Genomic DNA, 658 nt, shown 5'->3' on the forward strand with positions numbered 1-658 from the left:
GATGTTATTTAATAATTAAGGTAAAATAAAATTATTCTTTATCAATCTTGTTGGTAGCTCGAGATGCATTGGTTAATAGTAATGTCAATCCGAAAAACATCGGTCTGATAAATATAAGAATTAGTGGTTATCTATTCTCATACCATTACCAATTTAACGCTGTCGAACCGACAAGAGGCAACTTGAATGTTAGATAAGAAAGACGCAATGAGTGCTATTGCAAGCTACAGAATGGAAAGCACACTTCGTGGAGTCGACTTAAATCTTTTGACTGTATTTGATGCAGTTATGCAAGAGCAAAACATTACACGTGCAGCTCACAATCTGGGTATGTCTCAGCCTGCTGTAAGTAACGCTGTTGCTCGTCTAAAAGTGATGTTTAACGACGAACTATTCATGCGTCAAGGTCGTGGTATTCAACCGACTCAACGTGCTCGTCAGTTGTTTGGTCCTATCCGCCAAGCGCTACAGTTAGTACGCAACGAACTACCAAGTTCTGTGTTCTCTCCAGAGTCGTCTTCTCGCCTGTTCAAACTTGCGATTTGCAGCCCTTGTGACATGCGTTTTGCACCTAAGATTATGTCGACAATTAACGAGCAAGCACCAAGCGTTAAACTGCACATGGACGCTGAGTTCGATCGTCAGCTTTCTGAGCGTA

The 658-nt window shown here is 41.3% G+C and carries 1 protein-coding gene; it reads left to right on the forward strand.

Annotated features, from left to right (window positions below; translation table 11 throughout):
• Positions 1–186: 186 nt before the first annotated feature.
• Positions 187–658 (forward strand): transcriptional regulator LeuO (leuO, locus tag AB4185_RS18080; protein ID WP_136975174.1); only part of this gene is annotated, 472 nt, incomplete at its 3' end.

The organism is Vibrio sp. 10N.286.48.F5, assembly GCF_041469785.1.
Taxonomy (GTDB): Bacteria; Pseudomonadota; Gammaproteobacteria; order Enterobacterales; family Vibrionaceae; genus Vibrio; species Vibrio crassostreae_C.